At 59.8% G+C, this 20,392-nt stretch carries 24 protein-coding genes; 12 read left to right on the plus strand and 12 right to left on the minus strand.

The window, feature by feature from the left end:
- Window positions 1-15 precede the first annotated feature (15 nt).
- Genes GS605_RS03380 through GS605_RS03425 form a run of 9 tightly spaced genes read left to right on the plus strand, consistent with a single transcriptional unit; the run spans window position 16 to window position 7,998 of the window.
- A complete protein-coding gene (locus tag GS605_RS03380; protein WP_171723060.1) occupies window positions 16-429 on the plus strand; it encodes a phage major tail protein, TP901-1 family in 414 nt (137 codons plus the stop codon).
- 4 nt (window positions 430-433) lie between these two features.
- Window positions 434-754: a gene transfer agent family protein gene (locus GS605_RS03385; RefSeq protein ID WP_171723061.1), complete on the plus strand. Its 321-nt coding sequence runs from the start codon at window positions 434-436 to the stop codon at window positions 752-754.
- Window positions 751-960 (plus strand): rcc01693 family protein, encoded by a 210-nt coding sequence (locus tag GS605_RS03390; RefSeq protein WP_171723062.1) that lies wholly within the window; start codon window positions 751-753, stop codon window positions 958-960. Before GS605_RS03385 ends, GS605_RS03390 begins: the two co-directional genes overlap by 4 nt.
- Complete coding sequence (locus GS605_RS03395) at window positions 947-1,609, plus strand: phage tail tape measure protein (protein ID WP_171723063.1); 663 nt, start codon at window positions 947-949, stop codon at window positions 1,607-1,609. Before GS605_RS03390 ends, GS605_RS03395 begins: the two co-directional genes overlap by 14 nt.
- 15 nt (window positions 1,610-1,624) lie before the next feature.
- The gene (locus GS605_RS03400; RefSeq protein WP_171723064.1) at window positions 1,625-2,257 is read left to right on the plus strand and encodes a DUF2460 domain-containing protein; all 633 of its coding nucleotides are present in this window, start codon (window positions 1,625-1,627) and stop codon (window positions 2,255-2,257) included.
- The gene (locus tag GS605_RS03405; protein ID WP_171723065.1) at window positions 2,257-3,144 is read left to right on the plus strand and encodes a DUF2163 domain-containing protein; all 888 of its coding nucleotides are present in this window, start codon (window positions 2,257-2,259) and stop codon (window positions 3,142-3,144) included. The genes GS605_RS03400 and GS605_RS03405 overlap by 1 nt, the downstream gene beginning before the upstream one ends.
- On the plus strand, window positions 3,141-3,587 hold the full coding sequence (locus GS605_RS03410; protein ID WP_171723066.1) for an NlpC/P60 family protein: 447 nt from the start codon (window positions 3,141-3,143) through the stop codon (window positions 3,585-3,587). Before GS605_RS03405 ends, GS605_RS03410 begins: the two co-directional genes overlap by 4 nt.
- Entirely contained in the window at window positions 3,587-7,702 is a 4,116-nt protein-coding gene (locus GS605_RS20995) for a glycoside hydrolase/phage tail family protein (protein WP_253283234.1), read from the plus strand. The genes GS605_RS03410 and GS605_RS20995 overlap by 1 nt, the downstream gene beginning before the upstream one ends.
- Window positions 7,702-7,998, plus strand: a complete 297-nt coding sequence (locus tag GS605_RS03425) for a hypothetical protein (RefSeq protein WP_152458306.1) — start codon at window positions 7,702-7,704, stop codon at window positions 7,996-7,998. Before GS605_RS20995 ends, GS605_RS03425 begins: the two co-directional genes overlap by 1 nt.
- On the opposite strand, the gene GS605_RS03430 is transcribed toward GS605_RS03425, so the two are convergent.
- Window positions 7,979-8,317: a TraR/DksA C4-type zinc finger protein gene (locus tag GS605_RS03430; RefSeq protein WP_171631697.1), complete on the minus strand. Its 339-nt coding sequence runs from the start codon at window positions 8,315-8,317 to the stop codon at window positions 7,979-7,981. The two genes, GS605_RS03425 and GS605_RS03430, sit on opposite strands and share 20 nt — an antisense overlap.
- 83 nt (window positions 8,318-8,400) lie before the next feature.
- Here GS605_RS03430 and cysE point away from each other — a divergent pair, with 83 nt between their 5' ends.
- Window positions 8,401-9,210, plus strand: a complete 810-nt coding sequence (cysE, locus tag GS605_RS03435; RefSeq protein ID WP_152458304.1) for a serine O-acetyltransferase — start codon at window positions 8,401-8,403, stop codon at window positions 9,208-9,210.
- Between the two features lie 4 nt (window positions 9,211-9,214).
- Here cysE and GS605_RS03440 read toward each other — a convergent pair whose 3' ends face one another.
- The 7 genes from GS605_RS03440 to pgk form a co-directional block, all read right to left on the minus strand.
- Window positions 9,215-9,457 carry a hypothetical protein gene (locus GS605_RS03440; protein ID WP_171723067.1) on the minus strand — a complete coding sequence of 81 codons (243 nt, stop codon included), beginning with the start codon at window positions 9,455-9,457 and terminating at the stop codon, window positions 9,215-9,217.
- A gap of 154 nt (window positions 9,458-9,611) precedes the next feature.
- Window positions 9,612-10,919 carry a pyruvate dehydrogenase complex dihydrolipoamide acetyltransferase gene (locus GS605_RS03445; RefSeq protein ID WP_171723068.1) on the minus strand — a complete coding sequence of 436 codons (1,308 nt, stop codon included), beginning with the start codon at window positions 10,917-10,919 and terminating at the stop codon, window positions 9,612-9,614.
- A gap of 14 nt (window positions 10,920-10,933) precedes the next feature.
- Window positions 10,934-12,307 carry a pyruvate dehydrogenase complex E1 component subunit beta gene (locus GS605_RS03450; RefSeq protein WP_171631707.1) on the minus strand — a complete coding sequence of 458 codons (1,374 nt, stop codon included), beginning with the start codon at window positions 12,305-12,307 and terminating at the stop codon, window positions 10,934-10,936.
- Between the two features lie 15 nt (window positions 12,308-12,322).
- Window positions 12,323-13,312 carry a pyruvate dehydrogenase (acetyl-transferring) E1 component subunit alpha gene (gene pdhA, locus GS605_RS03455; protein WP_171115415.1) on the minus strand — a complete coding sequence of 330 codons (990 nt, stop codon included), beginning with the start codon at window positions 13,310-13,312 and terminating at the stop codon, window positions 12,323-12,325.
- 170 nt (window positions 13,313-13,482) lie between these two features.
- Window positions 13,483-13,782 (minus strand): septum formation initiator family protein, encoded by a 300-nt coding sequence (locus GS605_RS03460; protein WP_171115419.1) that lies wholly within the window; start codon window positions 13,780-13,782, stop codon window positions 13,483-13,485.
- A 140-nt stretch (window positions 13,783-13,922) separates the two neighbouring features.
- On the minus strand, window positions 13,923-14,267 hold the full coding sequence (locus tag GS605_RS03465) for a lysozyme inhibitor LprI family protein (protein WP_171723069.1): 345 nt from the start codon (window positions 14,265-14,267) through the stop codon (window positions 13,923-13,925).
- Window positions 14,268-14,338: 71 nt separating this feature from the next.
- Window positions 14,339-15,529, minus strand: coding sequence for a phosphoglycerate kinase (pgk, locus tag GS605_RS03470; RefSeq protein ID WP_171723070.1), 1,191 nt, complete (start codon window positions 15,527-15,529; stop codon window positions 14,339-14,341).
- Between the two features lie 133 nt (window positions 15,530-15,662).
- Between pgk and GS605_RS03475 the strand changes: the two genes are divergently transcribed.
- Both GS605_RS03475 and GS605_RS03480 read left to right on the plus strand, forming a co-directional pair.
- Window positions 15,663-16,169, plus strand: coding sequence for a peptidylprolyl isomerase (locus tag GS605_RS03475; RefSeq protein ID WP_152458298.1), 507 nt, complete (start codon window positions 15,663-15,665; stop codon window positions 16,167-16,169).
- The gene (locus GS605_RS03480; RefSeq protein ID WP_171723071.1) at window positions 16,162-16,719 is read left to right on the plus strand and encodes a peptidylprolyl isomerase; all 558 of its coding nucleotides are present in this window, start codon (window positions 16,162-16,164) and stop codon (window positions 16,717-16,719) included. Before GS605_RS03475 ends, GS605_RS03480 begins: the two co-directional genes overlap by 8 nt.
- A gap of 62 nt (window positions 16,720-16,781) precedes the next feature.
- Here GS605_RS03480 and aqpZ read toward each other — a convergent pair whose 3' ends face one another.
- The 4 genes from aqpZ to GS605_RS03500 all read right to left on the minus strand — a co-directional run bounded on the left by aqpZ (window position 16,782) and on the right by GS605_RS03500 (window position 20,336).
- The gene (gene aqpZ, locus GS605_RS03485; protein WP_171167669.1) at window positions 16,782-17,471 is read right to left on the minus strand and encodes an aquaporin Z; all 690 of its coding nucleotides are present in this window, start codon (window positions 17,469-17,471) and stop codon (window positions 16,782-16,784) included.
- 112 nt (window positions 17,472-17,583) lie between these two features.
- Entirely contained in the window at window positions 17,584-18,393 is an 810-nt protein-coding gene (locus tag GS605_RS03490; RefSeq protein ID WP_171723072.1) for a zinc-dependent peptidase, read from the minus strand.
- Window positions 18,394-18,514: 121 nt separating this feature from the next.
- The gene (locus GS605_RS03495) at window positions 18,515-19,015 is read right to left on the minus strand and encodes a polymer-forming cytoskeletal protein (protein WP_117868644.1); all 501 of its coding nucleotides are present in this window, start codon (window positions 19,013-19,015) and stop codon (window positions 18,515-18,517) included.
- On the minus strand, window positions 19,005-20,336 hold the full coding sequence (locus tag GS605_RS03500) for a DUF5930 domain-containing protein (protein WP_171723073.1): 1,332 nt from the start codon (window positions 20,334-20,336) through the stop codon (window positions 19,005-19,007). The genes GS605_RS03495 and GS605_RS03500 overlap by 11 nt, the downstream gene beginning before the upstream one ends.
- Window positions 20,337-20,392 lie beyond the last annotated feature (56 nt).

Genomic DNA, 20,392 nt, shown 5'->3' on the forward strand with positions numbered 1-20,392 from the left:
CAACGGAGAGAGCACATGGCTGCCCAGAACGGAAAAGACCTGTTGGTCAAAATGGATATGAACGGTACCGGCCTGTTCCAGACCATCGCGGGGCTGCGGGCCACGCGCATAAGTTTCAATGCTGAAAGTGTGGATGTCACCAGTCTGGAAAGCCAGGGTGGATGGCGCGAGCTTTTGTCCGGGGCGGGGGTCAAATCGGCTTCGATCTCTGGCTCGGGCGTGTTCAAGGATGCTGGCACGGATGAACGCGCGCGGCAGTTGTTCTTTGATGGCGAAACTCCAGCCTTTCAGGTCATCATCCCTGATTTCGGGATTGTAGAAGGCCCGTTCCAGGTGACCAGCATCGAGTACGCGGGCTCGCACAACGGTGAGGCGACCTATGAGATGAGCATGGCCAGTGCCGGTGCTCTGACCTTCACGGGGCTTTGATCCGATGGCCAATCCGTGGACAGGCGAGGTGGCGCTGACCATCGATGGCGAGCAGCGGGTGCTCAAACTGACGCTTGGTGCTTTGGCGGAGTTGGAGCAGGAGCTGAATGCTGGGTCGCTGGTTGAGCTGGTGCAGCGGTTTGAGGGCGGTGCGTATTCCAGTGCGGATGTTCTGGCGCTGATCGTTGCCGGTTTGCGGGGCGGTGGCTGCCACATTGCCCGGACCGACCTTATGCATGCCGAGATCGAAGGCGGCCCCATGGCTGCCGCCAGAACCGCAGCCGAATTGTTGGCGCGCGCCTTCATGGTGCCGGAGGGCGCATGAGCGGGTTCGACTGGCCTGTCCTGATGCGGGCCGGATTTCTGGGGCTGCGACTGACGCCGGATCAATTCTGGCGTCTGACCCCGGCAGAGCTGCGGCTGATGCTTGGGCAGGGTTCCGGAGAGCCCGCAATGAACCGGGCGGGGTTGGACGCTTTGCAGGCGGCCTATCCGGACAAGACACAAGGAGAGCGTGATGACAGATCGTGACGGGTTTGATGACCTGCAAGAACGAGGCGAAGCGTTGGGCGATTCCCTCGGCGATGCTGCGACTATGGCGGCGGCGTTTGACAGCCAGATGAAGCGCATCAGCGCCGCATTTGAAGAGACCGGCAAGGATGTCGCGACGCTGGAGCGCGGCATGTCCAGCGGATTGCGCAAGGCCTTCGATGGTGTCGTTCTGGATGGGATGAGCCTTTCCGGTGCGTTGGATATCCTGAAGAACTCTTTGATCCAAACGGCTTATGCGGCTGCGATCAAGCCGGTGACGGACCACTTTGGCGGCATGCTGGCCAACACGGTCGGTGGGTTGGTGAAGGGAATTCTGCCCTTTGCCGATGGCGGAAGCTTCAGCCAGGGCCGGGTGATGCCCTTCGCCAATGGCGGTGTGGTCAGCGGCCCGACCATGTTTCCCATGCGCGGCGGCACCGGGCTGATGGGAGAAGCCGGGCCAGAGGCGATCATGCCGCTTGCGCGCGGGGCCGATGGCAAGCTGGGCGTGCGGACGCAAGGCGCCGGGCGTGCCGTGAATGTGGTGATGAACATTTCGACACCTGACGTGCAGGGGTTCCGCCGCTCTCAGGGGCAGATTGCGGCCCAGATGAGCCGCGCGCTGGGGCGCGGCAATCGCAACAGGTAAATCAGGGAGCAGCTGATGAATTTCCACGAGGTGAGATTTCCCGCCAGCCTGAGCTTTGGCTCGGTCGGGGGGCCGGAACGGCGCACGGACATCGTGACGCTGGCCAATGGTTTTGAAGAGCGCAACACCCCCTGGGCCCATTCGCGTCGCCGATATGATGCGGGGCTGGGGATGCGGTCGCTGGACGATATCGAGACACTGATTTCGTTCTTCGAAGCGCGGCAGGGCCAGATGTTCGGCTTTCGCTGGAAAGACTGGTCGGATTTCAAATCCGGCAAGGCCACGGCGGACATCAATTTCGGAGATCAGGTGATCGCGAAAGGCGACGGAACACGCACCGAATTCCAGTTGATCAAGACCTACCAATCGGGCGGGGTAAGCTATGCGCGCCCCATCGTGAAACCGGTATTGGGGACGGTGCGTCTGGGGCTGGATCAGGATGAGGTCCGCGAGGGCGTGGATTTTGACGTTGATCTGACGACGGGCAGGGTCACGTTTGCGGACCCGCCGCCGGAAGAGGTCGATATCACCGCGGGTTATGAATTTGACGTGCCGGTGCGCTTTGACACCGACAAAATCCAGACCAGCGTTGCCAGTTTTCAGGCCGGCGACGTACCGAACGTTCCAGTGGTCGAGGTGCGCATCTGATGGCTGAAGATATCAAGGGCCTGCACGCGCATCTGCAAAGCGGGTTGACAACGGTCTGCCGCTGTTGGGCGATCAAGCGCACGGACGGTCAGGAATACGGTTTCACCGACCACGACAGGGAGCTGAGTTTTGACGGGTTGACCTTCAAGGCAAGTACCGGCCTGACGGCCGCCGCCATCGAGCAGGCCACGGGCCTGTCCATCGACAACACGGAAGCGATGGGCGCCCTGTCTGACGCGGCCATTCGCGACGAGGATATCGAAGCGGGGCGTTTTGACGGGGCCGAAGTGCGCGCCTGGCTGGTCAATTGGGCAGATCTGGATCAGCGCATCCTTCAGTTCCGTGGTTCAATAGGTGAGTTGCGCCGCTCTGGCGGCGCGTTCCATGCGGAATTGCGTGGCCTGACCGACTTGCTGAACCGCCCTTTGGGGCGTGTTTACCAAAAGCCGTGCACGGCTGTGTTGGGGGATCGGGCCTGCCGGTTCAACACCGACACGCCGGGGTATTGGTTCAACGGTGTGATCTCGGGTTTCGATGGCGGCACCCTTTTGCATGTTGCAGGAGGTCAGACCATTGAAGAAGGCTGGTTCGAACGGGGGCGCATGGATGTTTTGTCCGGTTCTGCCAAGGGGTTGTGGTCTTCGATCAAGAACGACAGGCAGACGGCAACCGGGCGCGAGATCACGCTTTGGTCCGGTTTCGGGGCAAGCCTGGCGATCGGCGACAGTGTGAAACTGCGGGCAGGATGCGACAAGCGCATGGAAACCTGCCAGTTCAAGTTCAACAACTTTCTGAATTTTCAAGGGTTTCCAGATCTTCCAGGCGAAGACTGGGTCATGGCTGTTCCCAAGAAAAGCAAAACCAATAGCGGAGGCAGCTTACGGTGACGATACGTAGAGAGGATATTGTGACAGAGGCGCGCAATTGGCTTGGAACGCCTTATGTGCATCAGGCCTCGGTCAAAGGTGCCGGTGCGGATTGTCTGGGCCTGTTGCGCGGCGTTTGGCGCGCCGTGATCGGGCGGGAACCTGAATCTGTTCCGGCCTACAGCATGGACTGGTCCGAACCGCAGGGCGAGGAACGGATGTGGGTGGCTGCCAGGCGGCATCTGGTCGAAAAACCAATAGGCAAGATGGCATCGGGGGATGTTCTGCTGTTTCGGATGCGCGACGCAAGCGTCGCCAAGCATCTGGGCATCGTCAGTGCCACGCACCCCGAACCCCGCTTTATTCACGCGTATTCCGGCCACGGCGTGGTGGAAAACGCACTGAGCAGGCCTTGGTGCCGCCGTATCGTTTCCTGTTTCGAATTCCCGATGGAGATGCATTGATGGCCACTATTCTTCTTTCTGCAGCCGGGGCCGCGCTGGGCGGTTCGATCGGGGGCACGGTTGCGGGCCTTTCAACCGCAATTATCGGTCGGGCTGTTGGTGCGACGGTCGGGCGGATCCTTGATCAGAAGTTCTTTAACCAGTCCGTTATGGGCAGTGGCAGTGAAGTCGTCGAAACCGGTCGCATGGATCGGTTTCGGTTGACGGAAACCGGCGAAGGTGCCCCGGTGACCACCGTGTTTGGCCGTATGCGTGTGGGCGGTCAGGTCATTTGGGCTTCGGACTTTCTGGAGACCCAGGCAACGACCACAGAAGGTGGCGGCGGCGGGGGCAAGGGGAAACCCAAGACCCCTGAGGTGACTACCGTCACGTACAGTTACTCGATTTCGCTGGCGATTGCGGTTGGCGCCGGTGAGATCGCCGATGTCGCGCGCATTTGGGCGGATGGAGAAGAACAAGATCGATCCGGCCTCAATATGCGGGTTTACCATGGCACGTGGGATCAGTTGCCGGACCCGCTGATCGAGGCGATTGAAGGCGCCGGAACGGTTCCGGCTTATCGCGGAACCGCCTATGTCGTGATCGAGGACTTCCCGCTCGGCGCTTTTGGCAACCGGGTGCCGCAGTTTTCATTTGAAGTTGTGCGCCCCACGCAGCGGGACATGCCCGATCACGACAGTGCATTGCCTCAGATCGTGCGCGGGGTCGCCATGATACCGGGGACCGGGGAATACGCTCTGGCCAGCTCTCAGGTGAATTATTCACAATCTGGCAAGAGCTGGCCTGCCAACGCATATTCCGCGTCCGGCACCTCGGATCTTGTCTCCTCGACCCGAGCGCTGGAAAGCGAGTTGCCCAATTGCGATGCCGCATCTTTGGTGGTGTCGTGGTTCGGCGATGACCTGAGATGCGGACACTGCAAGATCCGGCCAAAGATCGAACAGCGTGAGATCGACAGCAGCGACATGCCCTGGATCGTATCTGATCAGGCCCGAAGCGACGCCGGGCTTGTGGTGCGACAAAACGGCCGCCCGGTCTATGGGGGGACACCGGCCGATGTGGCCGTGGTCGAGGCGATCCGCCATCTGAACCAATCCGGCAAGCGGGTAATGTTTTACCCCTTTATCCTGATGGAGCAATTGACGGGGAACGGGCTGCCTGATCCCTGGTCGGATGCGTCAAGTCAGCCTCACCTGCCATGGCGTGGGCGGATCACCTTGGATGTGGCGCCGGGGCGTCCCGGTTCCGCGGACCAGACGGCATCGGCCGATGCACAGGTCGCCGCGTTCTTCGGAACAGCACGTGCGCAGGATTTTGCGATCAACCAGGATACGAACGGGTCGGGCGGCACCGGTGGTGGCTCGGGTGGTCTGGTCAGGCCCAGACCGGGTGGTCGGCCTGACGACAGAGGGGATACCGGTTTAACTTGGGTCTCCGGGGGCGGTACCTTTGGCGGGCTGCTGGGGTACAGCGGCGTCACGGCCAAAGAAATCATCAAATATTCCGGCCCTCAGGAATGGAGCCTGCGGCGTTTCATTCTGCACTATGCCATGCTGTGCAAGGCTGCCGGCGGCGTTTCGTCATTCTGCATCTCGTCGGAGATGCGTGGCCTGACCCAGATCAGGGGGGCTTCGGGCTTTCCGGCCGTTGCGCAGCTTCGCGCCTTGGCGGCCGAGGTGCGTCAGATTCTGGGGCCGGACACGAAAATCGGCTATGCAGCGGATTGGAGCGAGTATTTCGGATACCAGCCAAAAGGCACCAGCGACAGGTATTTTCACCTCGACCCTCTTTGGGCGGACGACAACATCGATTTCATCGGCATCGACAACTATATGCCGTTGTCCGATTGGCGTGACGGTGAACACCATCTGGACGCCGAGGCCGGCGCGCCTTCGATTTACGACCTGGGGTACCTTCGCAGCAATATCGAAGGCGGTGAAGGGTATGACTGGTACTACGCCTCTCCGGAAGAGGCGGAAGCGCAGATCAGGACTCCGATCGAAGATCAGGGGCATGACGAGCCGTGGATCTGGAGATACAAGGACCTGCGCAACTGGTGGTCGAATCCGCATCACGAACGGATCGGAGGTGTGCGTCAATCCAATCCGACCGATTGGGTGCCCGCATCGAAACCGATCTGGTTCACCGAGTTGGGGTGTGCGGCAATCGACAAGGGCACGAACCAGCCGAACAAATTCCTGGACCCGAAGTCATCGGAATCGCTGTTGCCCGCGTATTCAAACGGGCTGCGCGACGACTTCATTCAGGTTCAGTACCTGACGGCGATGCTTGGCTATTGGAGCGATCCGAAGATCAATCCGATCTCGGATATCTACGGCGCGCCGATGCTGGACATGGCAAACGTGTATGTCTGGGCATGGGATACCCGTCCGTTTCCGACCTTTCCGAACCTGAAAAGCCAGTGGGACGATGGCGAGAACTATCCCAGAGGGCACTGGCTGAACGGTCGGTCCGGGTCTCGTACGTTGGCCTCCGTGGTGACCGAAATCTGCCACGGTGCAGGTGTCACGGATATAGACGTCTCTGGTCTGTACGGTGTGGTTCGCGGGTATGTCATCGAAGACGTGACGAACGCCCGTTCCGCCTTGCAGCCGCTGATGCTGCGCTATGGGTTTGATGCGATCGAAAGGGATGGAGTGTTGAAGTTCCAGATGCGCGACGGGTACGGCGCAGTTGCCTTGAACCCCGACCATCTGGCGATCAGCAGCGATCTTGAGGGCACGGTCGAACACCGGCGCGAGGCCGAGGCCGAAATGACCGGGCGCGTTCGTCTGCGCTTTGTTCAGTCGGACGCGGATCATGACGTCGTCGCGGAGGAGGCGGTTTTGCCCGATGATCGCACCCATTCCGTATCGGTAAATGAGATGCCTCTGTCCATGACCCGCACCGAAGGGAGGCAAACGGCCGAACGCTGGTTGAGCGAAGCCAGAGTTTCCCGCGATACGGTTCGGTTTGCGCTTCCGCCGTCTCAAATGCACCTGGGGGCAGGGGATCTGGTTCGTTTGACAGACGCTGAAACCGGGCCGGTGTACCGGATCGACCGGTTGGAATCCGGCGACCTGCAACTGGTTGAAGCGGTCCGGATCGAACAGGGCGTGTACAAGGCGTCCGAATTGAATGACGACCCGGCAACGGTCAAACCGTATGCGGCGCCGGTCCCCGTGCTGCCGGTTTTTCTGGATCTGCCCTTGATCACGGGCGCCGAGGCCCCTCATGCGCCCTATCTGGCCGTTACCGGGGATCCATGGCCCGGGGCGGCAACGGTCTATTCCTCGTCCAGTGACTATGGCTATCGCCTGAGCGATGTCATTGCCCAGCGGGCAGTGGTCGGCGTGACCGAAACACCGCTGAGGCGCGCCAGTGTCGGTGTCTGGGATGAGGGCCCTGCCTTGAAGGTCAAACTGCTTACGGGTCAGTTGGAATCCCGTCCGCGCAGCTCGGTGATGAATGGCGTCAATCTGGCTGCAATCGGTGACGGAACACCCGGTAACTGGGAGGTTTTTCAGTTCGCTGACGCGGCGCTCGAGGCCCCGGATGTATACGCGTTGTCCGGGCGGCTCAGGGGTCAACTGGGAACAGACGCTTTGATGCCTGATGTCTGGCCGGATGGATCAGTATTCGTGCTGCTGAATGACAGGGTGCAACAGATCAGCCTGCTGCGAAACGAAAGGCGTCTTGCCAAACATTATCGCATTGGGCCTGCGACCCGCGGCTATGATGATCCGTCCTATCAACACCTGATTGCCTCGTTTGCAGGCAACGGATTGCGCCCCTATGCGCCTGTGCACATGCGGGTTCGGTCTGGTACCGCCGGGGATGAGCTTACGTGGATCCGACGTGCCCGAACGGATGCGGATGACTGGTCGGGGCTGGAGATTCCCTTGGGCGAAGAAAGCGAATCCTACCTGGTCCGTGTCATTGCGAGCGGAACCGTTCTGCGCGAAGAACTGACATCCGAACCAAGGTGGACCTATTCGACGGCCATGAAAGCGGCGGATGGTCTGTCCGGGGGCTATGAGGTCGAAGTGGCCCAGGTATCTGCTGTATTCGGACCGGGTGCCTGGTCGCGTCTTGCGGTTGGGCACGCTGCCTAATGCGGCCGGTTCTGCATGGGGATGTCAGTGCTGCGGCGCGCGCCTTGCTGGCCGTGCCGCAGCCGGACAGGGGGGCTTTGTGTGTGCGGATGATCCACGAGGCGGAATTGGCCGACAGGCATTTGGAGCGCACGGGCAAGCTCCACCCGGTTTACGGCAATGGTTCTCTCATGGCCGTTGCACGAAACAGGGCCCTGGCCGATGAACCCGGGTTTGACGATCTGCAATATTGCCAGTGTTTTGAGATGGTTCTGCACCAGCTTGCCAGATTTCAGGCTAGCCGGACGCGCAGCTGACGCATTTGCTGGCGGCCAGATCCAGATTCAGACGCCCATCCGGAATGCGCTCGCCGCAGTCTTCGCAATATCCGAACTCGCCGTCGTCAAGCCGGTCCAACGCTGCCAGAAGCCGGCGTGTTTCCACATCGCGATTGGCCTGCTGTGCCTTGGCCATGGCCTGATTTTGCAGCGCATCCATGCGGCTCAGCCGTCCAACGGCCTGTTGATCCAGTTCGACAACGGCCTGAGCCTGCTGCCCCGACGCTGACATCTGCTGCAATTCCACCAATCGCACGCGAATTCGTGTTTCGAAATGGGTGCGCTCTGACTCATTCATTTTCGTTACATGACCGATCATGGGTTTGCGTTTGGTCTTTTTGCCACTAAATGGCATTCTAGGCGCAGCAAAGGATCAAAGCCATGTTCGAAAAGCGCAGCCATGTGACACCGGTTGATCCGGTCTGGACCCGTATCACATCCGAAGCCCATGCGGCCGTCGAGAAAGAGCCCCTCATGGGGGGGCTTGTGCACGCCTGTATCCTGCATCACCGCAGCCTTGAACGCGCGCTTTCATATCGGGTGGCGGCCAAGCTGTGTTCGAACGAAATGTCGATGATGGTTCTGCGTGAAATCGTGGATGAGGCATATGCCGACGATCCGGGTTTGCTCGAAGCTGCTCGGGCGGACCTTATGGCCGTTTACGAACGTGACCCGGCCTGCCATCGGCTGTTGCAGCCGATCCTGTATTTCAAAGGGTATCAGGCCATGCAGGCATATCGCGTGGCCCATTGGTTGTGGCGCAAGGGGCGCTATGATCTGGCCTATTTCTTCCAGATGCGTTCGTCCGAGATTTTCGGGATCGACATTCACCCGGCAGCCAAAATCGGAAAGGGCATCATGATCGACCATGCCCATTCCATCGTGATTGGCGAGACGGCAGTGGTGGGCGACAACGTATCGATGCTGCACTCGGTGACACTGGGCGGAACGGGCAAGGAAGAAGAAGACCGTCATCCAAAAATCGGAGACGGTGTTCTGATCGGGGCCGGGGCCAAGGTGCTGGGCAACATCACCATTGGGCATTGCAGCCGCATCGCTGCCGGTTCGGTGGTGTTGCAAGAGGTGCCGCCCTGCAAGACCGTCGCCGGTATCCCCGCCAAGATCGTGGGGGAAGCCGGGTGCGACCAGCCTTCGATCTCGATGGATCATATGCTGGGCAAGGATCAGTAGCAGCTCAGCGAGAGCGGTTGGCGCGTTTGTCCAACCGCTTGCGCCGCCGTTCTTCCCGTTTTTGTTTGCGAAGCTCTTGCCGTGTGTCCTGTGCGGCTTTCTGCCGGGCAATCGCGGCCGGATCGTTTGGCTTGAACTTTGAATGCTCACCCGGATAGCCGTTGGGCTTTGCCAAGGCAAAGTCAGGTGACATGGCTGCCGGAAACGCCGAAACAGTCAGGCTGAGAATGAGATTTTTTGAGAGCATCGCGCACCTGCCTTCCGTCTGCTTCCAATGGAAGGAAGTGGGGCGTCTTGATGCATCGGGCAATCGATGCCCCGATCACGCAAGTTCAACTCAGTGAAAACACTTGAGGCTGCCCGCGCTCCGGCTGTCCGGGGCACGGGCATTATTCGGGTCGTCAAGCCAGCATGACCATCGGGTTTTCCAGGTTGTCGACAATAGCCTTGAGCAGTTCTGCCCCCAGCGCGCCGTCGATGACGCGGTGATCGACGGACATGGTAACGGACATTACGGTCGCCACCGTCAGTTCTCCATCATCCCCGACAACGGGCTTTTTCACGCCGGTACCCACCGCCAGAATGCCGGCATGAGGCGGGTTCACGATGGCGTCGAAATTGTCGATGCCGAACATGCCGAGGTTCGAGATGGCGAACGTGCCACCCTGATACTCGTGCGGTGCCAGCTTGCGCTCGCGGGCACGGGCGGCGAGATCCTTCATCTCGGTCGAAAGCGCCGACAGAGATTTCATGTCGGCGTCCTGAAGAACCGGGGTGAACAACCCGCCCTCGATCGCGACCGCTACGGCCACGTCCGACGGCTTGAGTTGCAACACGCGGTCGCCCGCCCAGACGGCGTTGCAGGCTGGAACCTGCTGAAGCGCGTTGGCGACGGCCTTGATGATGAAGTCGTTGACGCTCAGCTTCACGCCACGGCCTTCCAACTGCTTGTTCAACTGGCTACGGAACTTCAGCAGCGCGTCCAGCTTGATGTCGCGGCGCAGGTAGAAATGCGGGATGGTCTGTTTGGCCTCGCCTAGGCGTGCGGCAATGGTTTTGCGCATACCGTCGAGCTTGATTTCCTCGTACGGGCGGCCTTCGTACATCCGCGCGACCATATCCGCCGATGGACCAGACGGAGCTGCAGGGGCAGCTGCGGGCGCGGCGGCGGGAGCTGTGGCAGGAGCCGCTGCCGGAGCGGTGGCAGTTGCGCCCTCGACATCGACCTTGACGATGCGACCGTGCGGGCCGGAACCGGCAATCTGCGTCAGGTCGAGACCTTTTTGTGCAGCAATCCGGCGAGCCAGAGGCGAGGCAAAAATCCGACCACCATCCGCCTTGGCCGGAGCGGCCGGGGCAGGGGCGGGCGCCTCGGGTGCCGCTGGCGCGGCAGCCTCGTTGCCCGCGGCGGCTGGTGCCGCCTCGGGGGCCTTGGCAGGTGTCGCCGCGATATCATCTGCGCTTTCGCCATCTTCCAGCAAAATCGCGATAGCGGTGTTGACCTTGACCCCTTCGGTGCCTTCGGGGATCAGAATCTTGCCGATGGTGCCTTCGTCAACGGCCTCGAACTCCATCGTGGCCTTGTCGGTTTCGATCTCGGCCAGCAGATCACCGGAGGAGACGGTATCGCCTTCCTTAACCAGCCATTTTGCAAGCGTACCTTCCTCCATCGTCGGGGACAGGGCGGGCATCAGAATTTCTGTAGGCATCTGTCTGTCGCTCCTTACCGGTAGGTCACTTGTTTGACGGCGGCGATCACCTCATCGGTGGTGATCAGGGCCAGCTTTTCGAGATTGGCGGCATAGGGCATCGGCACGTCCTTGCCAGTGCAATTGATGACCGGCGCGTCGAGGTAATCAAACGCCTCCTGCATCACGACCGAGCTGATATAGCTGCCCACCGAACCTTGCGGCCAGCCTTCTTCCACAGTCACCAGACGGTTGGTCTTCATCACCGAGTTTATGATCGCACCGGTATCCATCGGACGGATGGTGCGCAGATCGATGACCTCGGCGCTGATGCCGTCTTCGGCCAGCTTGTCTGCGGCTTCCAGTGCGTATTGCATGCCGATGCCGAAGCTGACGATGGTCACGTCCGAGCCTTCGCGCCAGATGCGCGCCTTGCCCAGCGGCACGGTCAGGTCATCGACCTGCGGCATGTCGAAAGTGCGACCATAGAGGATTTCGTTTTCCAGGAAGATCACCGGGTTGGGGTCGCGGATGGCCGATTTCAGCAGACCTTTGGCGTCGGCTGCCGAATAGGGCATGACGACCTTCAGGCCGGGGATCTGCATGTACCAGGCGGCATAGTCCTGGCTGTGCTGGGCAGCCACGCGCGCGGCGGCGCCGTTGGGGCCGCGGAACACGATCGGACAACCCATCTGACCGCCGGACATGTACAGCGTCTTGGCGGCCGAGTTGATGATCTGGTCGATCGCCTGCATCGCGAAGTTGAACGTCATGAACTCGACGATCGGCTTCAGTCCGCCAAAGGCCGAACCCACGGCGATGCCGGCAAAGCCGTGCTCGGTGATCGGTGTGTCGATCACGCGCTTGGGGCCGAATTCGTCCAGCAGACCCTGGGAAATCTTGTATGCGCCCTGATATTCCGCGACTTCCTCGCCCATCAGATAGACGTCTTCGTCGTTGCGCATTTCTTCGGCCATCGCGTCACGCAGAGCTTCGCGAACGGTTTCGGATTTCATCTCGGCATCTGCCGGCCAGTCGGGCGACAGGTCGACCACCGGCGCAGCGGGGGCCGCAGCGGCAGGAGCGGGGGCCTCGACCGCTGCCGGGGCGGCTTCGGTCACCGCTGCGGCTGCCGGTGCAGCCGCGGTCACGGCCGAGGCGTCTTCGCCTTCCTCGACCAGAACCGCAATCGGGGTGTTCACTTTGACCCCTTCACTGCCTTCGGCGATCAGGATCTTGCCGACGATGCCCTCGTCGACAGCTTCAAATTCCATTGTCGCCTTGTCGGTCTCGATTTCGGCCAGGATGTCACCGCTGGATACGGTGTCGCCTTCCTTGACCAGCCATTTGGCCAGCGTGCCCTCTTCCATCGTGGGCGAAAGGGCGGGCATGAGAATTTCGGTTGCCATGTCTTATTCGTCCTCTCAGGCGTAAATGTCGGTCCAGAGCTCTTCAACGGCGGGCTCGGGGCTTTCTTTCGAGAATTCGGCGGCTTGGTTCACGATCTCTTTGATTTCCTTGTCGATCGCCTTCAGGTCATCCTCGGTCGCGTGTTTGCCGGTCAGCAGCAGCTCGCGCACATGTTCGATCGGGTCGCTTTGTTCGCGGACTTTCTGAACCTCTTCGCGGGTGCGGTACTTGGCCGGGTCGGACATCGAGTGGCCGCGATATCGGTAGGTCTTTACCTCAAGAATGTAAGGGCCCTTGCCGGCGCGGCAGTGGGCAACGGCCTTTTCACCAGCGGCTTTGACGGCCAGCACATCCATTCCGTTGACGATCTCGCCGGGGATGCCGAAGGCTTCGCCGCGTACATAAATATCGGGTGACGAGGTCGAACGCGCCTGCGCTGTGCCCATGGCGTATTGGTTGTTCTCGATCACGAAAACCACTGGAAGATCCCACAGAGCGGCCATGTTGAACGTCTCATAGACCTGGCCCTGGTTTGCGGCACCATCGCCGAAATAGGTAAAGGTCACGCCGCCATTTTCCTTGTACTTGTCGGCAAAGGCCAGACCTGCACCCAAAGGCACCTGCGCGCCGACGATGCCATGGCCCCCATAGAAATGCTTTTCTTTCGAGAACATGTGCATCGAACCGCCCTTGCCCTTGGACAGGCCGCCTTCGCGCCCGGTCAGTTCGGCCATCACGCCGCCCGGGTCCATGCCACAGGCCAGCATATGGCCGTGGTCACGATACGAGGTGATCCGCTTGTCGCCGTCCTGTGCTGCCGCTTCGAGCCCGACAACAACCGCCTCTTGACCGATGTACAGGTGGCAGAACCCGCCGATCAGACCCATGCCATAAAGCTGACCCGCCTTTTCTTCGAATCGACGGATCAGAAGCATCTCGCGGTAGTATGTCTTGAGTTCTTCCGCAGAAACATTTGGTTTCTTTGTGGTTTTTCGCGCAGCCATAGTGGCGATCTCCCCCTTTCGGCAAGATAGTTTAGCGTTAAACTATCTCATAAAGCATTTGGAGCTTTCTGGCGAGGGGAAATGTGACGCAGCGTCCGCGCGGGCGTGGCGCAGCCGACGGGCAAAGCGGTGCGACGATGGTCCGACAATATCCGGCGGCCCAAACAGGATCAGCGGATCACGATTTCATCCGCTCGGATCATACCAAGAACAGAACGTGCCTGCTGATCGAGCAGGTCAAGATCCAGATAGGTGTCGGACAGGCGCCGGGTCAGGTTCTCCAATTCGGCGATTTGGGCGTTCAGCTTTTCCAGGTCCTGTGACAGGGCGTCCCGTTCCGCAGCAATTTCGACCCGCCGAAACAGGCCATAGTCACCTTGTACGGCGGCAAAGGTGAAATACACACCAAGCATGAAAGCCACCGAGAAAAAGATGATTGAGCCCAAACCGGGCCGATGGGAACGGGACACTCTGTTTACCGCCGTATGAAAACTAGCCTCAAAAACGTGCCCTTTGCGAGCATCTGAACACACTATGTCACAGGTGATTCGGGTTGTGAATCCCCTGTTTCGATTTTTTCATCAGTAATTTAAGCGCGTCCTGATCCTCGTCAGCGCCAGGATTCCAGCGCCTGATTTCGCGCGACGGTCTGTTCTTTCATGCAGGTCCAGTAGAACATCGGCGCAGCGCTGCCGCCGCCTGACAATTCCTTGTCGCAGGTTGCGTCTCGGACCTTCAGCCAGACGCGTTGTTCGGCCAGAAGAGCATCGCCGTTGCCGCGCGCATCGGCTGCGGGTTTGATCTGTGCCCACAGCCGGTTGAGTTCGCGATCTGCGGCCTCCCATTGTTCCTTGGCGCAGAAATTGGCGTCAAGCTGGGTTTGGCCGCCGCAACTGGATTGAGCGGCGGCAGAGCAGGGCAGCATCATTAGGACAAGAAAATAAATTGGCTTCACGGTAATATCCCCCGTTCAAAAGGGGATAATACCATGGACCATGTCAGGCGATCAAAGGCGGCAAGCAGTGCTTACTGATCCAGCGCTGCGACACCGGGCAGCGTTTTGCCTTCCATCCATTCCAGAAACGCGCCACCCGCGGTTGAGATATAGGTGAAGTCCTTGGCGGCACCCGAGGCGTTCAGGGCAGCAACCGTGTCTCCACCTCCGGCGACCGAGATCAGCTGGCCCGAACGGCTGAGCGCGGCCGCCTTCAAGGCGGCGGCATTGGTGGCGGCGTCGAACGGTTCCAGTTCGAATGCGCCCAGCGGTCCGTTCCAGATCAGGGTTTTGCTTTTGTCGAATATCTCGATGATCGCGGCCACGCTTTCGGGGCCAGCATCCAGGATCATGCCATCCTCGGGGCATTGATCCGCGGGCAAAACCTGATGAGGGGCATTGGCTTCAAACTTTTTGGCAACCACGACGTCACGTGGCAGAACGATCTGGCAGCCGGTGCTTTCGGCCTTGGCCAGAATTTCGGCAGCGGTGTCTTTCATCGCAGTTTCGGCCAGCGATTTTCCGACACTGACACCTTGCGCGACGAGGAACGTATTGGCCATGCCGCCACCGATCACCAGATAATCGACCTTGTCGATCAGATTGCCCAGCAGTTCCAGCTTGGTCGAGACCTTGGCCCCGCCCACAACCGCTGTTACCGGGCGTTTGGGCGCGCCCAACGCGCTTTCCAGTGCCTGCAACTCGGCCTGCATCAAACGGCCCGCACAGGCAGGCAGCAGGCGCGCGATGGCCTCGGTCGAGCTGTGGGCCCGATGCGCCGCTGAAAACGCGTCGTTGCAGTACACGTCACCCAGCCTGGCCATACCTGCGGCCAGATCGGCATCGTTCTTGGTTTCCTCCGCGTGAAAACGCGTGTTCTCGAGCAACAGCACCTGGCCGGGCTGCAAGGCACCGGCGGCCAGTTCCGCCTCGGCCCCGACGCAATCGGCAGCAAACAGCACCTTTGCGCCAAAAGCGCTTTCCAATGTCGGGACCAGTTGTTTCAGCGACAGGCTTTCACGCCGTTCGCCACCGGGACGGCCAAAATGAGCCAGAAGGATCGGTTTTCCACCAGCGGCCAGAATATCGCGCACCGAGGGGACGATCCTTTGAATGCGGGTGGCGTCGGTCACAACACCGTCAACCACGGGCACGTTGATATCCACACGCACCAGCACGCGTTTGCCGTTCAGGTCCATATCGTCCAGTGTTTTCCAGCCCATTGTGCGATCCTTGTCATTGGCAAATGATTTAGGCGGTTCTTTTCCTGCAATTTGCCCTCAGGTCAATGCGTCACTTGGCATTCGTACGCGTGCGTCATAGGTATTTGCGCAAGATAAACGACAGGAGGGCCTCATGGCCGAGATCAAGGATCCCGAAAACACGATCATCATCGAGCTGAAAGACGGCAATGTCGTCATCGAGCTGCTGCCGGATGTGGCGCCTTTGCACAGCGCGCGGATGAAAGAACTGGCCCGCAGCGGAGAATACGACAACGTGGCCTTTCACCGAGTGATCGACGGCTTCATGGCCCAAACCGGTGACGTGCAGCACGGCGACATGGAAGATGGGTTCAACCTGCGTATGGCGGGGACCGGCGGTTCGTCGCTGCCGAACGTGCCGGCAGAGTTTTCCAAGCTGCCCCATGATCGCGGTACGCTGGGCGCGGCCCGGTCGCAGAACCCGGATTCGGCCAACTCTCAGTTCTTCATCAACTTCAAGGACAACCACTTCCTGAACGGTCAGTACACCGTTTATGGCCGCGTCATCGAAGGCATGGAGCATGTGGACGCAATCGTACGTGGTGAGCCGCCTGCGAACCCCGACCGCATGATCAGCGTCAAGGTGGCCGCAGATGTATAAGCTTGCCGCCGCCTTTGCCCTGCTGGCAAGCCCGGCGCTGGCCAGCGGTTTGCAGATCGAGGTCGAAGGGGAAGGGGCCAATGGCACGATCTCCATCGATCTGTTCGAAGATGTCGCGCCGAAGCACGTGGAACAGATCACGGCATTGGCTGCGGACGGCACGTACGATGGTGTGGTGTTCCACCGCGTGATCGAAGGTTTCATGGCCCAGACCGGCGATGTTCAATACGGCAATTCCACCGCGAACGGCTTTGACATGCGGTATGCCGGGCGTGGCGGGTCAGACCGCCCGGATCTGCCGGCTGAGTTTTCTGATCTGACCTTTGATCGTGGCGTGGTCGGCATGGCCCGATCGCAGAACCCGGATTCGGCCAATTCGCAGTTCTTTATCATGTTCGAACCCGGCCCGTTTCTGGATGGCCAATACACCGTGGTCGGTCAGGTGACCGATGGTATGGACGTTGTGGATGCGATCAAACGGGGGCATTCCCAGACCGGAGCGGTTACGGGACAGCCCGACATGATGAAAAAAGTCACCGTCACCGAATGAACCGAAACAGCCCGGCGTTCCAAAAAGCGCCGGGCTGTTTCTTACGGTCGATTGAACGAAACTCAATCGTCTTGTGACATCGCTTTCCAGATGACTGCACCGATTGCGCCGCCGATCAGCGGGGCCACCCAGAACAGCCACAGCTGTGACAGGGCAGGGCCGTCGGCAAACAGGGCGACGCCTGTGGACCGGGCCGGGTTGACCGAAGTGTTGGTGACCGGAATTGACACCAGGTGGATCAGGGTCAAGGCCAGACCAATTGCGATGGGGGCGAAACCGGCCGGCGCCTTGTCCGAGGTTGCACCCAGGATGATCAGGATGAAGAAAGCGGTCATCACGATCTCGATCACCAGAGCGGACATCAGAGAGTATCCGCCGGGTGAGGCCTCACCATATCCGTTGGACGCAAATCCCCCGACGCCGGCGAAGTCGGGCGCACCGCTGACGATCAGATACAGAACCACTGCGGCGGCTATGGCGCCGATGACCTGAGCGATCCAGTAGGGCAGCAGATCCTTTGCCGGAAACCGCCCGCCGATCATCAGACCAAGGCTGACCGCCGGATTGAAGTGCCCGCCCGAGATATGGCCAACCGTGTAAGCCATTGTCAGAACCGTCAGGCCGAAGGCGAAGGAAACGCCAAGCCACCCAATGCCGACATCTGCAACGCCCGCTGCCAATACGGCACTGCCGCAACCTCCGAGAACCAGCCAGAAGGTGCCGAAGAACTCGGCCAGTAGTTTTGATGACATGAAATTTCCTCCACAATGCAATGAGCTTAAGTGTAATTCATAAATTAACTTTTGTTAAATTGAGCCGAACGGGGAATTTTCCCGGCACCCGCGCACCAGGGGTCGCAAAGCCTTAGTGCCATTGAGAAGGATCCAGGTGAAACAGCTTGGACAGTTGCTTGTAAACCTCCGGGTCCGACCTGCGCAGGGCCTTTGGCCGCTCAAAGAACACTTCAACCGAAACGGCGAAAAACTCCTCGTGCCCTTCCGCGCCATAAGGGTCGATTACGGTTGGCTGCCCGGATTCAACGGCGCGTACATGCGCGTCATAGGCTGTCAGGAATGCGGATTCCCATTCTGAAAAGCTTTGGTCGTCGCTAAGTACGGGCACTCCGTTGGCCGACCCTGTCAGATCGTCGATCTGGTGTGCAAATTCGTGAAACACAACGTTTTGGCCGTCATGATCGTTCATGGCCCCGCGCTGGCTATGCGCCCAGGACAGGATCACCGGGCCGCGGTTCCAGCTTTCCCCTGTGCGCACGATTTCCCTCTCGGTGACGACATAGCCGCTGTGCCGGCTCTGTCTGGATTTGAATGCGCTGGGATAGATCAGGATGGTGGTCAGATTGTCATACCAGAGATCGGTATTCACAACCAGCAGACAGGCTTGCGCGGCGATGGACAGTTGCATGTCTTCGGAAACGTCCAGACCGTCACACCCGATGAATTCAACCTGATCCAGGAACAGGTTGATCTTGCCCTCCAGCTTTGCGCGCAGGCCTTGCGGCAGTTTCCGCAAGATCGGGACCTGAGCGTCGACAAGCTGCCTTTGCTTGTCAGTCAACGGCGCGGCCAACAGGACGTGGCGCGCCTGTCGTTTGGACCAGAAGTAAAAGGCCAGACCTGCGGCGATCACCGCAGCAAGTGTCAGAAAAATCAACATGGCCCGACCCTAACGTGATCCCGGCGGGATCAAAACAGGTTTCCCGGATTCAGGCTGCGGTGCAAAAAAGAAACGCCTCGGGTCTCCCCGCGACGTTTCCGATCTGACCTGATGGGTCGAATTACTGCTTGACGTCTGCTGCCGGGTTCGATCCGGCTTTGGCGCTGCGGCCCGGATTCAGCGGATCGTCCTGCCGTTGTACGGATCCTTCGAAATGCGCTCCGCTTTCGATGGCGATGGTCTTGTGGATGATGTCGCCTTCGACACGTGCGGTCGATGTCAGACGCACCTTGAGACCACGTACGCGACCCACGATACGTCCGTTGATCACGACGTCATCTGCGGTGACTTCACCTTTGATCGTTGCCGACTCACCAATGGTCAGAAGGTGAGCGCGGATGTCGCCTTCGACTGTGCCTTCCACCTGTATGTCACCAGAGGTTTTGATATTGCCAGTGATGTGCAGATCCGAAGACAAAACCGACGCAGGCGGTTTGGGCTTGGGTGCAGTGGCAGGTTTCGACTCGGTCGGTGCAGGGGCCGCTGGGGTCGCCGGAGCGGCTGGTTTGGCCGCCTCGGGTGCCTTGGATGCGGGCTCGTTGATTTTGCTTTTAGAAAACATTTCTCGCAGCCTTGATGTAAGTCATTGGGTTTACGGGTTTTCCGTTCACGCGCACCTCATAGTGCAGATGCGTGCCGGTCGACCGTCCGGTGCTACCCATATCAGCAATATGATCCCCGCGCGAGACCCTTTGACCAACCTTCACGTTGATCTTGGTGTTATGAGCGTAAAGTGTCTCAATTCCGAATGCGTGCTTGATTTTCACAAGCCGTCCGAAACCGGATTGCCAGCCTGCGTGGGTAACGACGCCGTCTGCGGTCGCAAAGATATCCGTGCCTTGCGGCCCGGCAAAATCGACCCCGTTATGCATCCGGCGACCACCGGTTTTGGGGTCGCGCCGGCTGCCATAGCCGCTGGTAAAACGCACGGCCGAATGTACAGGATTGGCAAAGGGGGCCTTTTCCGCAGCAAGTCGGTAAAGGTTCAGCTGATCCATCTGTTTCAGCAATGTGTTCGCGCGGGCTTCCTCGGCGGACACCTCGTCCACCTCACCGCGCGTGCTAAGGGATAAAGGGGTCAGCGGACCGCCCATACCGCTATATCCGCGCCGGACCTCTTCGATGATGCGGTCTGTTGGCATTCCCGCCTGACGGAACATCTTGTCCAGCGGCTCGACCGAGATCACCATGGCCTCTTCCAGCTGTCGGAAAATCTCGTCGCTGCGTTCCTGCATAAGGCGGATTTCCAGCTCAAGATCATCGCGCTGGTCCAGTGCCTCTCGGGCGTCGGCGGCGATCTGATCGCGTTCCTCGGCCGTGCGCGCCAGAGCACCCGTCATGAAGGCCATCTGTACCGGCGCGCTGGAGGCCGTTACGTACATGTCAGCCTTGCTGTTTTCCTGCTTCAGCGCCGCCAGTTCCTTCCGCGCATCTTCCCGCTGTTTCATGGTGGTGCGCAGCGTGGTCTGAATGACTTCGATCCCCGTCTCAAGTTCGCGACGGCGGTTTTCCGAAGCCAGCAGTTCGGACTGCATGGCGGATATCTGTTCCAGCGCGGCGTTGAAACGATCCTGAGCGGCGAGCGCTTCCTGCGCACGGGCGTCGCGTTCTGCGGACAGGACATTCAATCGTTCCTGATAGGTTGCCTGGTCGCGTCTCGCCTGTTCCCGGAAGTTGCCCGAACCGATGCTGTCCATCAGCAGAATGGCAGTTGCTACCGCGGTCCATCCGACCATGACGGCAACACCGGCCACCGCGACCACCTGCGTTTCCGAGCTGAGACGGATAAAACGTGTATCTTTGTCAGACTTCAGAAAAACCCGGCGTTCCGGAAAGTACCGTTCAAATGCGGAGTGTATTTTTATTGCCAGACGTGTTCGCACGCGTCCTACCTCTCATCCCCAAGATCGGGACCGGTTGTGGGTGCCGGCCGCTCCTT

It is taken from the genome of Ruegeria sp. HKCCD7559, assembly GCF_013110575.1.
Classification (GTDB): Bacteria; Pseudomonadota; Alphaproteobacteria; order Rhodobacterales; family Rhodobacteraceae; genus Ruegeria.